A 17445-nucleotide genomic window follows, 5' to 3' on the forward strand; every position below is an offset into this window, starting at 1 on the left:
CAGGGGGATCGGGTGTGGCCGCCGGACTGGCATCCAGCGGCCACCTGACATCACTTGAAGGTGATGTCGGAATCCGAGAACTTGCAGTTGACGCCGTCCGCGCCGTCGCCGATCTCGGTCGGCTCGGCCCCGGTGTTGTTGCCCTTGAACTTGGCGCAGACCTTCAGCGTCGGCGCGCCGACCACGGTGATGCCGGACAGCGTCGCGGTGTCGCCGAAGTTGGTGTTGATGCCGACCAGCGCCTTGGCCTTGCCGGTGGCGACCACGTTCTGCACGACGACCGAGCGCTTGTACTGGGTCTTGCAGTTACCGCACGAGCGGTACAGCTTGCCGTAGTCGCTGACCTGGAAGTTCTTGATGGTCAGGGTGCCGCCGCCGTTGTGCTGGAAGACCTTGTCGTCGGCGCCCTTGGCCCCGCCGCCGTTCACGGTGTAGACGGCCGAGGTGCCGCCCTTGAACGTCGCGGCGTCCTCGCCGACGTTCTCCCACCACACGTTGGTCAGGGTGCAGGAGCCGAGGCAGTGCACGCCGTCGGCGGCCGGGTCGCCGAGGATCACGTTCGACAGGGTGGCGCCGTCGGCCAGTTCGAAGAGCGGGCCCTGGTCCTCGTCCTGCGAGTCGGTGCCCAGGGCGCCGCTGCCGAAGTAGCGGACGTTGCCGCCGTCCAGGCTGGTCTTGACCTCGATGGTCGCGGTGACCGCCTTCGAACCGGTCGCGGTCGGCCAGGCCGCCGTCGCGGAGGTGGAACCGGAGGTCGACGTGGTCGCGGTCGGCGTCGCGCTCGCGGTCTTGGTGGCGCTCGGCGAGGCGGTCGCGGTCTTCGACGCGCTCGGGGAGGCGGTCGGGGACGCGGTGGCCGACTTGGTGGCGCTCGGGGAGGTGGTGGCGGTCGCGGCGGTCACCGGGTTGACCGAGACGTCGTCGAACTCGGCCGACGCCTTGGCCGTGACCAGGCCGATCCGCCCGGTCGCGGTCAGCGTGCCGGTCGCGGTGGCAATGGCCGTACCGTCGAGGAAGCCTTTGATCGTGGTTCCGGAGGCGTCGATGCGCAGCGTGTGCCAGGCGGTGGCGCTGCTCAGCGTCGCCGAGCCGAGCACCGTGACCGCACTGCCCTTGACCGCCTGCAGCTCGGCCTTGCCGGTGCCGAGCACGGCCAGCCGGTACATGGTCGAGGAGCTGCCGGCCCGGGCCGCGATGCCGGCCAGACCGGCGCTGCCCAGGCTGACGCCCTTGACCTTGGCCTGGACCGAGTAGTCGCTCCAGGAGGTCTCGCCGGCGAAGACCCGGGCGAGCTCACTGTCGGCCTTGGACTGGGAGTACACCTTCGAGCCGTCGGTCACCACCGACCACGTGCCGCCGGACTTGGACCAGCCGGTCGCCCCGCTCTCGAAGTCGTCGCTGAACAGGGCGCTGCCGGCCGACGCGTTGGGGACGAGGACGGCCACGAGCGCGGTGACCGCACCGGCGGCTCCGGCCGCGCCGAGGCCCGTGATCATCCGGCGGCGACGACGGCTCGCGGCCATGGCGTCGTCGGGGTGTGCGTGCCGCATGTTGCTCCTAGCTCCTGGGGACGAAGGCTTCGACCGCTTGTGGTGCGGGCGATCAACTTCGTTGCCCAGAGTGACCTAGGTCACATCCGGCTAGTTACCCCAGCGGGCCTTCTCCAGCAGCGCCAGCGCTTCGGTGGCCGCGTCGTCACCGCCGGCCCGGAGCACCCGGGCCGCCTCGTCGACCGTCTCGGTCAGCCGGGCCCACTGCGAATCCCGCTCCCGGGACGCCTCGGACTGGGCCTTGAGCTGCTGATTCTTCGTCCAGAGCTCGACGAAGATGGAGACCTTGGCGCGCAGGACCCACGGATCGAACGGCTTGGTCAGGTAATCGACCGCGCCCACCGCGTAACCCCGGAGGGCCAGCTGGGCGTCCCGGTCAGCTGCGGTGAGGAACAGGATCGGCACGTGCCGGGTCCGCTCCCGCCGCTTGATGTGACTGGCCGTCTCGAAACCGTCCATGTTGGGCATGTGCGCGTCCAGCAGGATCACCGCGAAATCGTCGGTGAGCAGCTGTTTGAGCGCGGCCTCGCCGCTCTCGACGGCGACCGGGGTCACCGGCAGGCCCTGCAGGATCGCCTCCAGGGCCAGCAGGTTGTCCCGCCGGTCGTCGACCAGCAGTGCCTTGGCGCGCTCACCCACGCGTGCTCACCTCGTTCCTTCCGCCGCGGCTCTCGTCATGTAGACGATCTCAGCCGCGTTCCGGTTCCGTGGTCTCCGCGTTCACCCAGCGCGCCATCATCTCGATCAGCTCGTCCAGATCGACCGGCTTGGTGATGTAGTCGCTCGCGCCGGCGGCGAGAGCCGACTCCCGGTCACCGGGCATCGCCTTCGCCGTAAGGAACACTACCGGTAGGTCCCGGAAACGCTGATTGCGCCGGATTCCCCGCGTGGTCTCGTAGCCGTCCTGGTCCGGCATCATCGCGTCCATCAGCACGATGTCCACCTCAGGATGCTCGTTCAGGATGCGTACGCCGTCCACCCCGTTGTCCGAGTAGAGGACGTGCAGCCCGTGCATCTCCAGGGCGCTGGTCAGGGCGAACACGTTCCGTACGTCGTCGTCGACGATCAGCACGGTGGCGCCGTCCAACTGCCGGCCGGCCGGGTGCACCGGCGCCGGTTCCTCCGGTCGCGGGCGCTCGATCAGCGGCATGTCCAGTGAGGAGGACATCGGACGGACCGACACCGCCTTGGCCGGGGACGACGGCAGGGCCGGCATCGGGATCGTGTCGCTGGTCAGCGCCTCCGGCATGTAGAGCGTGAAGATCGACCCCTCGTTCGGCACCGAACGGACGGCGATCGTGCCGCCGAGCAGGGCCGCGAACTCGCGGCTGATCGACAGGCCGAGGCCGGTGCCCCCGTACTTCCGGGTGGTGGTGCCGTCGGCCTGCTGGAATGGCTCGAAGATGATCGCCAGCTTCTCGTCCGAGATGCCGATGCCGGTGTCGCGCACCGCGAACGCGACCACCTGCCGGGACGAGACCAGCGAGGGCACGTCCAGGTCGGTCTCCCGGGACGCGGCGAAGATGCTCAGCGTCACCGCACCGTTGTCGGTGAACTTGACCGCGTTGGAGAGCAGGTTGCGCAGGATCTGCTGGAGCCGCTGTGGGTCGGTGACGATCGAGTCGGGCAGGTCGGGGGCCAGTTCGACCTCAAGGCGCAGGCCCTTCTCCTCGGCCTGCGGCAGGAACGCCTGCTCGACGTAGCTGCGGATGCCGTCGAAGTCGACCACGTCCGGTTCGACGTCCATCCGGCCGGCCTCGATCTTCGACAGGTCGAGGATGTCGTCGATGAGCGACAGCAGGTCGGTACCGGCACTGTGGATGGTCTTGGCGAACTCGATCTGCTTGTCGGTCAGGTTCCGGTCGCTGTTGTCGGCCAGCAGCCGGGCCAGCAGGAGCAGCGAGTTCAGCGGGGTCCGCAGCTCGTGGCTCATGTTGGCCAGGAACTCGGACTTGTACGTGTTGGCCCGCGACAGCTGCTGCGCCTTCTCCTCCAGGCCGAGCCGGGCCAGCTCGATCTCCCGGTTCTTCAGCTCGATGTTGGCCTTCTGCTCGCTGAGCAGCTTCGCCTTGTCCTCCAGTTCGGCGTTCGTCCGCTGCAGCTCGGCCGACTGGTCCTGCATCTCGCGGGCCAGGCGCTGCGATTGGGCGAGCAATTCCTCCGTACGCCGGTTGGCCTGGATCGTGTTGAGGGCGACCCCGATCGTCGCGACCAGCCGCTCCAGGAACGTCAGGTGCAGCCCGGAGAACGTGGCCACCGACGCGAACTCGATCACGCCGAGCATCTCGCCCTCGAACAGCACCGGCAGCACCACCAGGTCGTTCGGCGGCATGGCGAGCATCCCGGAGCGCATGGTCAGGATGCCGTCGTGGGTGGCCCGCACCCGGATCGTGCGGCGCGACACCGCGGCCTGGCCGACCAGGCCCTCGCCCGGGCCGAAGGTCACCTCGTGGTCGCGGGCGACGTAGCCGTACGCCGCGGCGAGCCGCAGACGGGTCACCGCTTCCTCGTTGTCGACCAGGAAGAACGCGCCGAGCTGGGCGTCGACCAGCGGCGTCACCTCGGTCATGATCATGCGGCAGACCTCGCCGACGTCCCGCTGACCCTGCAGCAGGCCGCCGATGCGGGCCAGGTTCGAGTCGAGCCAGCCCTGCTCCGCGTTGGTCTTGGTGGTGTCGCGGAGCGTCACGATCATCCGGTTGATGTTGTCCTTCAGCTCCGCGACCTCGCCCTGGGCCTCGACGGCGACGCTCTGCGTGAGGTCACCGCGGGTCACGGCGGTGGAGACCTCGGCGATCGCGCGCAGCTGGATGGTCAGGGTGGAGGCGAGCTGGTTCACGTTGTCGGTGAGGTCTCGCCACGTACCGGAAACGCCTTTGACCTGGGCTTGTCCACCGAGCTTGCCCTCGGAACCGACCTCACGGGCGACACGGGTCACCTCGTCGGCGAACGACGAGAGCTGGTCGACCATCGTGTTCACGGTGTTCTTGAGTTCCAAGATCTCGCCGCGGGCGTCGACCGTGATCTTCTGCCCCAGATCACCCTTGGCCACGGCCGTGGTCACCGACGCGATGTTCCGCACCTGGGCGGTGAGGTTGGAGGCCATGTAGTTGACGTTGTCGGTCAGGTCGCGCCACGTGCCGGCCACGCCGCGCACCTGCGCCTGACCGCCGAGCTTGCCCTCGGAACCGACCTCGCGGGCCACGCGCGTGACCTCGTCGGCGAACGACGAGAGCTGGTCGACCATCGTGTTCACGGTGTTCTTCAGCTCCAGGATCTCGCCCTGGGCGTCGACCGTGATCTTCTGCGACAGGTCACCCTTGGCGACCGCGGTCGAGACCTGCGCGATGTTCCGCACCTGACCGGTCAGGTTCGACGCCATCGAGTTGACGTTGTCGGTCAGGTCGCGCCACGTGCCGGCCACGCCGCGCACCTGCGCCTGACCGCCGAGCTTGCCCTCGGTGCCGACCTCACGGGCAACCCGGGTCACCTCGTCGGCGAACGACGAGAGCTGGTCGACCATCGTGTTGACAGTGGACTTGAGCTCCAGGATCTCGCCGCGGGCGTCGACCGTGATCTTCTGCGACAGGTCACCCTTGGCCACGGCCGTGGTGACCGAGGCGATGTTCCGAACCTGACTCGTCAGGTTCGAGGCCATGTAGTTGACGTTGTCGGTGAGGTCTCGCCACGTACCGGAAACGCCTTTGACCTGGGCTTGTCCGCCGAGCTTGCCCTCGGAACCGACCTCACGGGCGACACGGGTCACCTCGTCGGCGAACGACGACAGCTGGTCGACCATCGTGTTCACGGTGTTCTTCAGCTCCGCGATCTCGCCGCGCGCGTCGACGGTGATCTTCTGCGACAGGTCACCTTTCGCGACCGCGGTGGAGACCTGCGAGATGTTCCGCACCTGGGCGGTCAGGTTGGCGGCGAGCTGGTTCACGTTCTCGGTCAGGTCGCGCCAGGTGCCGGAGACGCCGCGGACCTGGGCCTGACCGCCGAGCCGGCCCTCGGTGCCGACCTCGCGGGCCACCCGGGTCACCTCGTCGGCGAACGACGACAGCTGATCCACCATCGTGTTCACGGTGTCCTTGAGCTCCAGGATCTCGCCCTGGGCGGCCACCGTGATCTTCTGCGACAGGTCGCCCTTGGCCACCGCGGTGGAGACCTGGGCGATGTTCCGCACCTGACTGGTCAGGTTGGACGCCATCGAGTTCACCGAGTCGGTGAGGTCCTTCCAGGTGCCGGCCACGTTCGGCACGTCGGCCTGGCCGCCCAGCTTGCCCTCGGTGCCGACCTCGCGGGCCACCCGGGTGACCTGCTCGGCGAAGAGCCGCAGGGTGTCGGTCAGCCCGTTCATCGTGTCGGCCAGCTCGGCGACCTCGCCGCGGGCCGAGACGGTGATCTTCTGCGACAGGTCGCCGCGGGCCATCGCGGTCGCCACCTGCGAGATCGAGCGCACCTGATGGGTCAGGTTGGAGGCCATCGTGTTCACCGAGTCGGTGAGGTCCTTCCAGGTGCCGGCCACGCCGCGCACGTCGGCCTGACCGCCCAGTTCACCCTCGGTGCCGACCTCGCGGGCCACCCGGGTCACCTCGTCGGCGAACGACGACAACTGGTCGACCATCGTGTTCACGGTCCGGCCGATCCGCAAGAATTCACCCCGCAGTGGGCGACCGTCCATCTCCAACGCCATGTGCTGGGAGAGATCGCCCTCGGCGACCGCGCCCACGACCCGGGAGATCTCCGTGGTCGGGCGGCCCAGGTCGTCGATCAGGGAGTTGATCGAGCGGACGCTGTCCGCCCACGAGCCGTCCAGGCCCTCCTCGTCCAGCCGCTCGGTCAGCCGGCCGTCACGCCCGACGATCCGGCTTATCCGCCGGAGGTCGAGATTCTGCCGTTCCTGCAGCGAGATGACCTCGTTGAAGGCCTCCGCCACGGCACCGGCGGCGCCACCGCGCCGGGGCAGACGGACCTTGAGATCGCCGCGCCGGACCCGCCGCAACGCGTCGGCCAGCTCACCGAGCAGAACGGTCTCGTCGGGCCCGCCGACGCTGGCTTCTTTGGCCGCAGTCATGCTGTCCTCACTCGCTGTCCAACTGAGGTTCGTTCAGGACCTGGGCCATCCTGAACAAAATCTCGCCGCCGGGGGTACCTATCCTCTCTCGCCCGACCGGGTCAATGCGAGAGACGACTTTGTGCATACACCCACCCACGGGAGAGGATGCATGCTGTGCCAGCCGAGGTAGGAACCAGGACGAGCATCCCGTCGGGAGCGACGTCCGGCACCCTCGTACGCCGGGCTCGCCTGCCCAACGACCGGCGCACCCCGGCGGCGGCACGGGCCCTGGTCCGCTCGGTGCTGGAGGAAGCGGGGCTGGACGGCCTGCTCAACGAGGCCCTCCTACTGACCACCGAACTCTCCACCAATGCGGTCGTGCATGCCAACACGGACCTGGACATCGAGGTCACGGCCGACCCGACCGGGCTGACCGTGACCGTCACCGACTTCGCGCCCGGGCCGGTCGAGCAGCTCGCGGTCGGGCCGAAGAACGAGAGCCCGGACATCGGCGAGGTGGCCGAGCGCGGGCGTGGCCTGCTGCTGGTCGACCACTTCGCCAGCCGCTGGGGCACCGTGCACGAGGGCGACGGCAAGGGTGTCTGGTTCCACCTCGACCACCACGTGCCGGAAGGCGCCGAGGGCTCGCGGATCCCGGCCCCGGCCGACGCGCCGAGCCTGGGCGCGCTCACCGGGCTGCTGCGCAGCGGCTCCGACCGGCAGACCGACGAGGGGCTCGCCGACCTCGCGGCCGACCTGCTCTCCCGGCTGGCCCGGCTGACCGGCGCGGCCGGCGGCGTGCTCCGGGTCGACCGCGGCGACGGCATGGGGCGGCAGCTGCTGGCGCGGTACGGCCGGGCCCCGCGCGACAACGCCGACACGATCCGCGTCCCGCTCAGCGTCCACCGGCCGTACTCGGGCGAGCTGGAGCTGGACGCGGCCCCGGTCGGCTACGCGCAGGCCCTGGCCGTCATGGTCGCCGAGCGGTTCTCGCTGCACCTGGAGAACGACCGCCTGCGCCGGGCCGACGTGCGCCGGGCCACCTGGATCACGTTCCTGGCCGAGGCCAGTGAGCTGCTCGCCCAGTCCCTCGACGTCAACCTCACGATGGCGCTGATCCCGCAGCTCGTGGTGCCCCGGCTGGGCCAGTGGTGCGCGGTCCACACCACCGACGCGTGGGGGCGGCTGCAGCTGGCCGCGGCCACCCACGCCGAGGAGTCGGCGCTGGCCAACCTGCACGCGACGCTGGCCGAGTCCGGGCCCGAGTCGATACTGGCCCGGCTGGAGGAGGCGTCCCGGCTGGGCACCCAGGTGATGTTCGGGGCGCCGCTCGAAGGGTTCGCGGTGCCGCTGGTGGCCCGGGGCGCGCGGCTCGGCACGCTGGCGGTCGGACGGCACGCCAAGCACCGGCACGACGCCGACGAGGTGGCCGTGCTGGAGGACGTGGCCCGGCGGGCGGCGCTGGCCATCGACAACGCGCGCATCCACGACGAGCGGCGCACGGTTGCTCGTACGCTCCAAGCCTCTCTTCTGCCCCCGGCGCTGCCGCACGTCGAGGGCATCGGCTTCGCCGCGGAATACGTGCCGACCGGTTCCGAGGTCGGCGGCGACTTCTACGACGTGATGCCGTTCGGCGAGGACCGCTGGCTGGTCGTGGTCGGGGACGTCTCCGGCAAGGGCGTGCAGGCGGCCACCGTGACCGGCCTGGTCCGCGACGTGATCCGGATCCTGGTCGACGACGGGAAGTCGCTCAAGGAGATTCTCCAGCGGGTCAACCGCACGCTCGTGCAGCGCGGCGGCGGGCGTTACTGCACGCTCGCGATGGCCTCGGTGACCCGCCAGCCCGACGCCGGCCTGCGCGTCTGCCTGCACCTGGCCGGGCACGACCGGGCCGTGCTGGTGCGCGGCGACGGGCGGACGACGTTCGTCGGCGAGGGCGGCACGGCGCTCGGTCTCCTGGAGACGATCACGTCTCCGGCCGCCGAGATCACGCTCTTCGCGAGCGACTCGCTGATCTTCTACACCGACGGGGTGACCGAGCGTCGCCGCGGGCGGGAACTCTTCGGTTCGGCCCGGCTGCACGACGCGGCCGCGCCCCTGGCCGGCTATCCGGCCGACGCGATGGCGGCCCGGTTGCGGTCCACCACGATCAACTTCTCGGTGGAGGAACCGCGCGACGACATCGCGATCCTGGTGCTGCGCAACGACGCCTGAGGTGGGTGGATGACGACTCAGTACTACACCGCGACCACGATCGACGGGTACATCGCCGACGAGGACAACTCGCTGGACTGGCTCTTCGAGGTCGACGACGGTGGCGACGCGAACCCCTTCGGCGATTTCTTCGCCGAGGTCGGAGCGTTCGCGATGGGCTCGACCACCTACGAGTGGGTGCTCGCGCACGAGAACGCGGTCGAGGAACCGGAGAAGTGGCTGTCGCCTTACGGCGACACTCCGGCCTGGATTTTCACTCACCGTGAGCTGCCGCGCATTCCAGGGGCCAACATCAATTTTGTACGGGGTGAAGTCGCCCCCGTCCACGAGGCGATGACCACCGCGGCCGGCGACAAGAACGTGTGGCTGGTCGGCGGCGGTGAACTGGTCGGTTCGTTCGCCGACGCCGGGCTGCTCGACGAGATCATCCTCGGTGTGGCCCCGGCGACGCTCGGCGCGGGCGCCCCGGTGCTGCCCCGGCGGCTCACGTCGAAGCGCCTCAGTCTGACCTCGGTCAGCCGGCTCGGACAGTTCGCCAATCTGAGGTACGCGGTCGGCCCGCCCGTCGCCTGATCCCAGGTCAGTCGATCTGCCCTTTTTGTCGCCGTCGCCGTGGCATGGTGTTGGCATGGCGAAGACGCAGTACTACACCGCCACCAGCATCGACGGCTACATCGCCGACGAGACCAACTCGCTGGACTGGCTCTTCGAGGTCGACGAGGGCACCGAGAACCCGTTCGGCGAGTTCTTCGCCGGCGTCGGGGCGTTCGCCATGGGCGCGACCACCTACGAGTGGGTGCTGGAGAACGACAACCTGCTGGAAGAGCCGCAGAACTGGCACGACATGTACGGCGACGTGCCCTGCTGGGTCTTCACCCACCGCGACCTCCCGCCGGTCCCGGACGCCAACGTGTTCATGATCAGCGGCGATGTCCGCCGGGTCCACGAGGCCATGCTCGTCGCCGCCCAGGGCAAGAACGTCTGGCTGGCCGGCGGCGGCGACCTGGTCGCCCAGTTCGCCGAGCACGGCCTGCTCGACGAGATCATCCTGGGCATCGCCCCGGCCGTCCTCGGCGCCGGCACCCCGATGCTCCGGCACCGCATCCACGTCGACGAGCTGATCCTGACCGGGGTCCGCGAGGTGGGCCAGTTCGCCTACCTCACCTACGCGGTCGGCGACGTCGCCCGGATGGGCCGCCACCTGGCCGCCGAGACCGCCACCCTGCTCCCGGCCGCCTTCTGACGATCGGCGTCAGAACAGGTCCTGAGGCTCGGCCATCTCCAGCTCCGCCGCCAGCGCGGGCGGCGCCGACACCACCACGACCTTGCCGCCGCGGGCCAGCAGCACCTGCTCCACCCCGTCGACGATGTCGCGCACCCGCGGGGCCGGCAGACCGGCCGGCAGGACCGCGTGCACCGTGCCCAACCCGGCCGACCCGCGCAACGGCACCGGCGCCCCACAGAGATCCCGCAGCGCGTAGGTCACCGCCTGCAGACCCTCGGGCCGCACGGATATGCGGATCGAGACGTCCCCGGCGCGGAACGGATACCGCCCCCACCAGGGCGGACCCTGCTCGGCCAGGACGGTTTCGGCGCCCCAGACCTGGGCCAGCTTCGCCGCGCGCCCGTCCACCGACGATGCGTCACCCTCCAGGAGCACCGCCACCGTGCCGTCGGCCGCGCCCGGCAGGTCGACCTCGATCGCGCTCGGCTCCAGGCTCTGCTCGACCGCCAGCTGGACCAGCTCGGCCACCCCGGCCGGGGTCCGCACCGAGCGACCCACCCAGCGGCGGGCCGAGGGCAGCGGCTCGACCCTCAGCGTGGCCGAGGTGATCACACCGACGATCTCGGCGATGCCGGGCCGCCCGTTCTCCCCGTCGGTCTCGCGCTCGGCGCCGGTGGCCTCGGCGAACGTCACGCTCTCGGTCTGCTCCGCCGGGCTGCCGAACCGGTGCGCGAGCGGCCCGGCCTCGTTGACCGCCAGCATTCCGCCGACCGTCGTGCCGGGCGACGGCGGATCCACCGCGAGCCGCCGGCCCTGCAGCGCCAGAGCGGCCTGAACAGCGGAAACAGGCGTCCCGGCGGCGACCGTGGCGGTCGAGCCCTGGTGGTGCCACATGCCGTTGAGGCGACCGGTGTCGACGATGATGTCGAGCCCGGCCGGTGGCCGGCCCCAGTCGATCTTGCTGCCGGAGCCTCGCGCCCGGACGCTGAGCCCTTCCGCCGCGGCCAGACGCAGCGTGGCCGCGGCGGCCGGACCGGTGGCCGGCAGCGCGACATAGCCCGCACGCTCCCCGCCCACCTGGTCCACCGACCGCGCTCGTCGCGCGAAGTCGGGGCCGCAGATGTCCACGAGCGCATCGAGAAGGGAATCAGTCACGTCCGCAGCCTCCCCACCAGACCGGACTGAAGATCGTCCACTCTGGCACATCGTACACATGTTCGAATGACCGAGGTCCAGGTGTGTAAGAAACTCATCCCGGACCAATCCGCCGGTAACGTGGTCACGGTGACGACCGAATCGCCCGCCGGCCCACCGACGGCCCGCCAGGACCCCTCCGAGCGCACCCACCACGGCGACACGGTCACCGATGAGTTCGCCTGGCTCATGAACAAAGAGGACCCGGCCACCATCGCCTACCTGGAGGCGGAGAACGCGTGGACCGATACGGCCACCGCGCACCTCGCCGACCTGCGCGAAAAGGTATTCCAGGAGATCAAGGGCCGCACGCAGGAAACCGACCTGTCAGTCCCGAGCCGCAAGGGTGGGTATTGGTACTACACCCGCACCGAGGAGGGCAAGCAGTACGGTATCCAGTGCCGTGTCCCGGTCCGCGCGGGCGAGTCCGACCCGCCGACCGGCGACGCCCGCCCCGGCGAGGAAGTGCTGCTCGACGGCAACGTGCTGGCCGACGGGAAGGATTTCTTCGCGCTCGGCACGTTCGACGTGAGTCCGGACGGTAACTGGCTGGCCTACTCGACCGATTTCGAGGGCGACGAGCGCTTCACCCTCCGGGTCAAGGACCTGCGCACCGGTGAGGTGCTGGTCGACGAGATCCCGGACACGTTCTACGGCACCGCCTGGTCGGCCGACGGCAGCGCCCTGTTCTACATCACGGTCGACGAGGCCTGGCGCCCCGACCGGGTGCACCGGCACGTGGTCGGCCAGTCCTCCCGGGAGGACGCGGTCGTCTACCACGAGGCCGACGAGCGTTTCTGGGTCGGCGTCGAGCTCACCCGCAGTGAGAAGTTCATCGTCATCGACGCCCAGAGCAAAATCACTTCTGAGGTACGGATCATTCCGGCTGACACCCCGGAAGCCGATCCGGTGCTCATCGCCGAACGCCGGCAGGGTGTCGAGTACCAGATCGAGCACCACGGACACCGGTTCCTGATCCTGCACAACCGGGACGCCGAGGACTTCGCACTGGCCTACACGTCGGTCGACGCCCCCGGCGACTGGGTCGAGCTGGTTCCGCATCAGCCCGGCACCCGGCTCGAATCGGTCGACGCGTTCGCCCGGCACATCGTGATCTCTTTGCGTACGGATGGTCTGACCGGCCTGCGGGTGATGGGCGACGGCAGCACCGACGCCTACGACATGGAGTTCCCCGAGCCGCTCTACAGCGTCGGCCTCAGCGGCAACCCGGAGTACGACACCGCCTCGGTCCGGATCACCTACACGTCCCTGGTCGTGCCCGACTCGGTCTACGACGTCGATCTGGTCACCCGCACCATGACGCTGCGCAAGCGCAAGCCGGTGCTGGGTGGCTACGACCCGGCCGACTACGAGCAGTTCCGCGAGTGGGCGGCCGCTCCGGACGGCACCCGCATCCCGGTGTCGATCGTGGCTCGCAAGGGCGTCGTGCGCGACGGTTCCGCCCCGGCCGTGCTGTACGGCTACGGGTCGTACGAGCACAGCATCGACCCGTACTTCTCGATCGCCCGCCTCTCCCTGCTGGACCGCGGCGTGGTCTTCGCGATCGCGCACGTCCGCGGCGGCGGCGAAATGGGCCGCCGGTGGTATGAGGACGGCAAGATGCTGGCCAAGAAGAACACCTTCACCGACTTCGTGGCCGGCGCCGAAGCCCTGATCCGCAACCGCTGGACCAGCGCCGATCGCCTGGTCGCGCGGGGCGGCTCGGCCGGCGGCCTGCTCATGGGCGCGGTCGCCAACCTGGCGCCGGAATCGTTCGCCGGCATCGTCGCCGAAGTCCCGTTCGTCGACCCGCTGACCTCGATCCTCGACCCGTCCCTGCCGCTCACCGTCACCGAGTGGGAGGAGTGGGGCAATCCGCTGGAGTCGGCCGAGGTCTACGCGTACATGAAGTCGTACAGCCCGTACGAGAACGTCGCGAAACTCCCGTACTCCAAGATCCTCGCGGTGACCAGCCTCAACGACACCCGGGTCCTCTACCACGAGCCGGCCAAGTGGATCGCCCGCCTGCGCGCGGTCGCCCCCGACGGCCAGTTCCTGCTGAAGACCGAGATGGGCGCCGGCCACGCCGGCCCGAGCGGTCGCTACGACTCGTGGAAGGAAGAGGCGTTCGTCCTCGCCTGGATCCTGGACACCGCGGGCGTCTGAGCCGGGCCGGGGTCCCCCACGCGGGGGACCCCGGATTGCTCACTTCAGGGTGACTATCGCGGTCATCGATCTCCCTAGTGTTCTCCCTGTCGAAGCGGGACATTCCCGCAGCTCACAGAGGAGGACACGATGAGCGACGAAATCTCCGCGGCCCCGCCCACCCGCTCCGCGCCGCCGCGCTGGTTGCGCCCGCTCGCCGCCCGGCTGGTGTTCCTGCTCGTCGTCTTCGCGGTGTTCGAATCCCTGTTCACACCGCTGCTGACGACCGCCGCGAAGAACCCGATCACCGGCATCCTGGCCGGCGTCGCGACGATGGTGATCGCCCTGTTCGCGTACGCCAAACTGGTCTCCTGGCTGGAAGGACGCGCCACCCCGGAGATCAGCCGGGCCACGCTGCGGCCGCAACTGATCCAGGGCACCCTGATCGGCGCCGGCCTGTTCGTCCTCACCCTGGCCCTGATGTTCATGACCAACGCCTACCGCCTGCACGGCGGCTCGTTCTGGGCCATGATCGGCACCTTCGGCATGATGCTCGGTGTCGCCACCATCGAGGAGATCCTCTTCCGCGGCGTCCTGTTCCGCATCATCGAGGAACGCTGGGGCAGCCTGGTCGCCCTGATCGTCTCCGGCCTCACCTTCGGCGGCCTGCACCTGCTCAACCCGCAGGCCTCCCTGTGGGGCGCACTGGCCATCGCCATCGAAGGCGGCCTGCTGGCCGGCGCCGCCTACGCGGCCACCCGCAGCCTCTGGCTCCCCATCGGCATCCACCTGGGCTGGAACTTCGCCGAATCCGGCATCTTCGGCGCCACCGTCTCCGGTTCCGACACCACCGTCGGCGGCCTGTTCACCGGTTCCCCCCACGGCCTGGCCATCTTCAGCGGCGGCACCTTCGGCCCCGAGGCCAGCATCTGGGCCGTCCTGACCGGCGCGGCGGCCGCCTACCTCCTGGTCCGCAAGGCCCGGAAGCAGGGCACCTGGCGCTGAGCCGCCCCCACGAAGGCCGTCTCCCGTCACCCGACGCGAGGCGGCCTCGGCGCTTTCCGCGCCAGCTCGTTTTCGAAACCGGAACATCGGCTAGACGTAACCGGAACATCACGATTCGTAAATTACAGTCAGACTATTCGTCCTGTGCCCTCACCCAGGGGAAGCACAAGCGTTCAAACTATTTCGCCCAACTCGTTGAATCTATAACATCGGCGCCTGATTCTTCTCAACCTGAGCGTCGGGTTGGAGGGACTGTGCGACGATGACGGGTGGCGCAGACTTCGGCGGCACTCGTGTCGACGCAGGCAGTCGACGTCGCATACGAGACCCAACCGAATCCAGCCGGCCCAGCTCTCGTTGAACGACAGCGTGACCGGCCGCGAGACTCGAACCTTCATACAAGCTGGAGATATCGTGAACACCGAAGTCGCGACCATGGACACTCTGGTCGGGCCGCTGGCCACCATCAAGAACGCCCCGCTCCGGGAGATCCGAGCCGAGGATGCCGATCGGGTGGTGCGGCGGATCGTGGACAAGGAGTCTTTGCTCCGGCGACTGGACGTCGCCGCGTTTCAGTCAGCACACTGATGCCCGGGCCGGCCGGCGGCAAGGCCGGCGATGCTTATCCGCTGAGCCAGTTCGTGTTGAAGGTTCAGGGCCGGTGCGACCTCTCGTGCGATCACTGCTATATCTATGAACACGCGGACCAGAGCTGGCGATCCAAACCCAAGGCCATGACTCCGGACGTGGCCCGAGCCGCCGCCCGGCGGATCGCCGAGCATGCCGAGGCCTGGAATCTCTCCCACGTCCGAGTCGTCCTGCACGGCGGTGAGCCGCTGTTGCTCGGGCCGGCCCGGCTGGACGAACTCATCGCCCGGGTCCGCGCGCCGATCGAGGCGGTGACCCAGCTCTCCTTGATGATGCAGACGAACGGCGTGCGATTCAACCCGGCGATGGGCGACGTGCTCAAGCGGCACGGCGTCCGGGTGGGCATCTCACTCGACGGTGATCGAGCGGCCAACGATCGACACCGGCGGTTCGCGAACGGCGCCAGCAGCTTCGATCAGGTCCGCGCCGCGCTCGCGCTGCTGCGCCGCCCGGAATATCGCGAGCTGTATGCCGGCATCCTCTGCACCGTCGACATACGCAACCCACCCGACCAGGTCTACGAAGCGTTGCTGGCTGAGCGCCCGCCGCACATCGACTTCCTGCTGCCGCATGCCACCTGGGACGATCCGCCGTACCGCCCGGGGGATCGGCACACGCCGTACGCGGACTGGCTCTCCGTCATCCACCGGCGCTGGCTCGCAGATGACCGTCCGATGCGGATCCGCCTCTTCGAGGGTCTGCACTCCACCGCGCGAGGCGGCCCGAGCGGCAGCGAACAGCTCGGGGCCGATGCTGTCGACCTGGCGGTCATCGAGACCGATGGCAGTTACGAGCAAGCCGACTCGATGAAGACCGCCTACGACGGGGCGCCGGCGACCGGCCTGAGCGTACTCACGCACACCGTCGATGACCTTTCCCGGCTGCAGCCGATCGCGGTACGCCAGAACAGCATCCAGAACCTGGGCGACATCTGCCGATCCTGTCCGGTGGTCAGCCAGTGCGCCGGCGGGCTCTACGCACACCGCTACCGCAGCGGTCATGACTTCGCGAACCCGTCCGTCTACTGCCCTGACCTGCGGGTCCTCATCGAGAGGACCAATGAGGAGAGCAGGATGCACAACGCTGGCCGCAAGCCGGAGGAGACCAGTGCCGCCGAGGTGATCGCCCAGCTCGCTTCCGGCTTCGGCGACGAGGCGACAATCACCTGGCTGGCCGAGCAGCAGCGTTCGGTCACCCGCGCCCTGGTCTCGGCAACGATCGACCAGCACGGCCCGACCCCCGGATGGGAGTCGCTGGCCGAGGTGGAGGCGGAGAACCCGGAGGCCGTGCGGCGCGTGCTGGCGCATCCGTACGTGCGGGCCTGGGCGGTCGGGATGCTGCGCACCGAGGACCCGGCCGGCATGCCCTACCTGGGTGGCCTCGCCGCCGCGGCGGGCGTGCACGCCGACATGCGCATCGAGACCGAGGTGCGGATCAACCGCGGCGTGGTCACGCTACCCACGCTCGGCACCCTCTACTGGCCGGAGGAGACCACGGCCCGAGCCCGGATCACCGTGGACCGGGGAAAACTCTGGCTCACCGGCCCGGACGACCGGACGATCACGGTCGACCTGGCCCAACCCGGCGCCTCCCCGACCTGGCAGCCGACTCGCTGGATCACGGTGGACGGCTGGAGCGTCCGGATCGAGGACGGCGACCCGGCCCGGGACTGCCACGGCTGGACCCCAGCGGGCCGGCTCGGCGACGCGGCTATCGCCCGCTGGCGAGACTCGCTGACCGCAGCGTGGCGCCTGATCACCGCCGACCTTCCCGGATATGCCCCGGCATTACGGGCCGGACTGCACGTCATCATGCCGCTGGAGGCCGACCCGGCGGGCAAGCAGCGGGCGGCCACCGCCATGGACGCGTTCGGCTCAATGGCCGCCGCTCTGGTCGGTCCGGCCGAGCTGGCCGTCCTGCTCGTGCACGAGTTCCAGCACGCAAAACTGGGTGCGCTGCTCGACCTCTACGATCTGCACGACCGGAACTCGGACGCGCGGATCACGGTGGGCTGGAAGCCGGAGCCGAGGCCGGTCGAGGCCGCGCTACAGGGTGTGTACGCACACGCCGCGGTCGCCGACGTATGGCGGACCCGGCTCGGCTCCGACCCGCGCGCCGCCGAGTTGTACCCGATGTACCGCCGCTGGACCACCGACGCGATCGCCGCACTTCGCGCTTCCGGAGCACTCACCCCCCTGGGAACAGACTTCGTCGACCAGGTGGCCGCCGCGGCGCAAGCCTGGGAGTTCTGACCGCCCAGAGCGATCTGCCTTCGACCTGACACGCCGGATCGCCTCAGCGCCGTCGTTCAACTTCTCGCCGCCGCACGGAGAAAGTGCGTCGCCCGGTACCCCCGGATCAGCCTGTCCGGACCATGGAGTAGGTCGCACAAGCCGTCACTGACC

General features: G+C 69.4%; 11 protein-coding genes. 7 read left to right on the forward strand and 4 right to left on the reverse strand.

All coding sequences use genetic code 11. The annotated features are described in order from the left end of the window. Positions 1–50 precede the first annotated feature (50 nt). The 3 genes from ACSHV8_RS40220 to ACSHV8_RS40230 form a co-directional block, all read right to left on the reverse strand. Positions 51–1550, reverse strand: a complete 1500-nt coding sequence (locus ACSHV8_RS40220) for a pectate lyase (protein WP_436524772.1) — start codon at positions 1548–1550, stop codon at positions 51–53. A 90-nt stretch (positions 1551–1640) separates the two neighbouring features. Continuing rightward, positions 1641–2189, reverse strand: a complete 549-nt coding sequence (locus ACSHV8_RS40225; protein ID WP_436524774.1) for a response regulator — start codon at positions 2187–2189, stop codon at positions 1641–1643. A 49-nt stretch (positions 2190–2238) separates the two neighbouring features. After that, positions 2239–6627 (reverse strand): HAMP domain-containing protein, encoded by a 4389-nt coding sequence (locus ACSHV8_RS40230; RefSeq protein ID WP_436524776.1) that lies wholly within the window; start codon positions 6625–6627, stop codon positions 2239–2241. A gap of 147 nt (positions 6628–6774) precedes the next feature. Between ACSHV8_RS40230 and ACSHV8_RS40235 the strand changes: the two genes are divergently transcribed. Genes ACSHV8_RS40235 through ACSHV8_RS40245 form a run of 3 tightly spaced genes read left to right on the forward strand, consistent with a single transcriptional unit; the run spans position 6775 to position 10066 of the window. Next, positions 6775–8823 (forward strand): SpoIIE family protein phosphatase, encoded by a 2049-nt coding sequence (locus tag ACSHV8_RS40235; protein ID WP_436524778.1) that lies wholly within the window; start codon positions 6775–6777, stop codon positions 8821–8823. A gap of 9 nt (positions 8824–8832) precedes the next feature. Next, positions 8833–9396, forward strand: a complete 564-nt coding sequence (locus tag ACSHV8_RS40240) for a dihydrofolate reductase family protein (protein ID WP_436524780.1) — start codon at positions 8833–8835, stop codon at positions 9394–9396. A 55-nt stretch (positions 9397–9451) separates the two neighbouring features. Next, positions 9452–10066 (forward strand): dihydrofolate reductase family protein, encoded by a 615-nt coding sequence (locus tag ACSHV8_RS40245; protein ID WP_436524782.1) that lies wholly within the window; start codon positions 9452–9454, stop codon positions 10064–10066. Between the two features lie 9 nt (positions 10067–10075). Here the strand turns inward: ACSHV8_RS40245 and ACSHV8_RS40250 are convergent, their stop codons facing one another. Beyond that, a complete protein-coding gene (locus ACSHV8_RS40250; protein WP_436524784.1) occupies positions 10076–11203 on the reverse strand; it encodes an FAD-binding oxidoreductase in 1128 nt (375 codons plus the stop codon). A 129-nt stretch (positions 11204–11332) separates the two neighbouring features. Between ACSHV8_RS40250 and ACSHV8_RS40255 the strand changes: the two genes are divergently transcribed. The 4 genes from ACSHV8_RS40255 to ACSHV8_RS40270 all read left to right on the forward strand — a co-directional run bounded on the left by ACSHV8_RS40255 (position 11333) and on the right by ACSHV8_RS40270 (position 17292). Then, entirely contained in the window at positions 11333–13408 is a 2076-nt protein-coding gene (locus ACSHV8_RS40255; protein ID WP_436524786.1) for a S9 family peptidase, read from the forward strand. A gap of 129 nt (positions 13409–13537) precedes the next feature. Beyond that, positions 13538–14392, forward strand: a complete 855-nt coding sequence (locus ACSHV8_RS40260) for a CPBP family intramembrane glutamic endopeptidase (protein WP_436524788.1) — start codon at positions 13538–13540, stop codon at positions 14390–14392. A 414-nt stretch (positions 14393–14806) separates the two neighbouring features. Beyond that, positions 14807–14980 carry an FxSxx-COOH cyclophane-containing RiPP peptide gene (fxsA, locus tag ACSHV8_RS40265; protein WP_436524790.1) on the forward strand — a complete coding sequence of 58 codons (174 nt, stop codon included), beginning with the start codon at positions 14807–14809 and terminating at the stop codon, positions 14978–14980. Next, entirely contained in the window at positions 14980–17292 is a 2313-nt protein-coding gene (locus ACSHV8_RS40270; protein ID WP_436524792.1) for an FxsB family cyclophane-forming radical SAM/SPASM peptide maturase, read from the forward strand. The genes fxsA and ACSHV8_RS40270 overlap by 1 nt, the downstream gene beginning before the upstream one ends. Positions 17293–17445 lie beyond the last annotated feature (153 nt).

Origin of the sequence: Actinoplanes sp. HUAS TT8, from assembly GCF_051380535.1 — a bacterium.
Taxonomy (GTDB): Bacteria; Actinomycetota; Actinomycetes; order Mycobacteriales; family Micromonosporaceae; genus Actinoplanes.

Coding starts and splice junctions, on each gene's coding strand:
- ACSHV8_RS40245 (WP_436524782.1), top strand. CDS start 9,452: ATGGCGAAGACGCAGTACTACACCGCCACCAGCATCGACGGCTACATC.
- ACSHV8_RS40270 (WP_436524792.1), top strand. CDS start 14,980: ATGCCCGGGCCGGCCGGCGGCAAGGCCGGCGATGCTTATCCGCTGAGC.
- ACSHV8_RS40235 (WP_436524778.1), top strand. CDS start 6,775: ATGCATGCTGTGCCAGCCGAGGTAGGAACCAGGACGAGCATCCCGTCG.
- ACSHV8_RS40220 (WP_436524772.1), bottom strand. CDS start 1,550: ATGCGGCACGCACACCCCGACGACGCCATGGCCGCGAGCCGTCGTCGC.
- ACSHV8_RS40240 (WP_436524780.1), top strand. CDS start 8,833: ATGACGACTCAGTACTACACCGCGACCACGATCGACGGGTACATCGCC.
- ACSHV8_RS40230 (WP_436524776.1), bottom strand. CDS start 6,627: ATGACTGCGGCCAAAGAAGCCAGCGTCGGCGGGCCCGACGAGACCGTT.
- ACSHV8_RS40260 (WP_436524788.1), top strand. CDS start 13,538: ATGAGCGACGAAATCTCCGCGGCCCCGCCCACCCGCTCCGCGCCGCCG.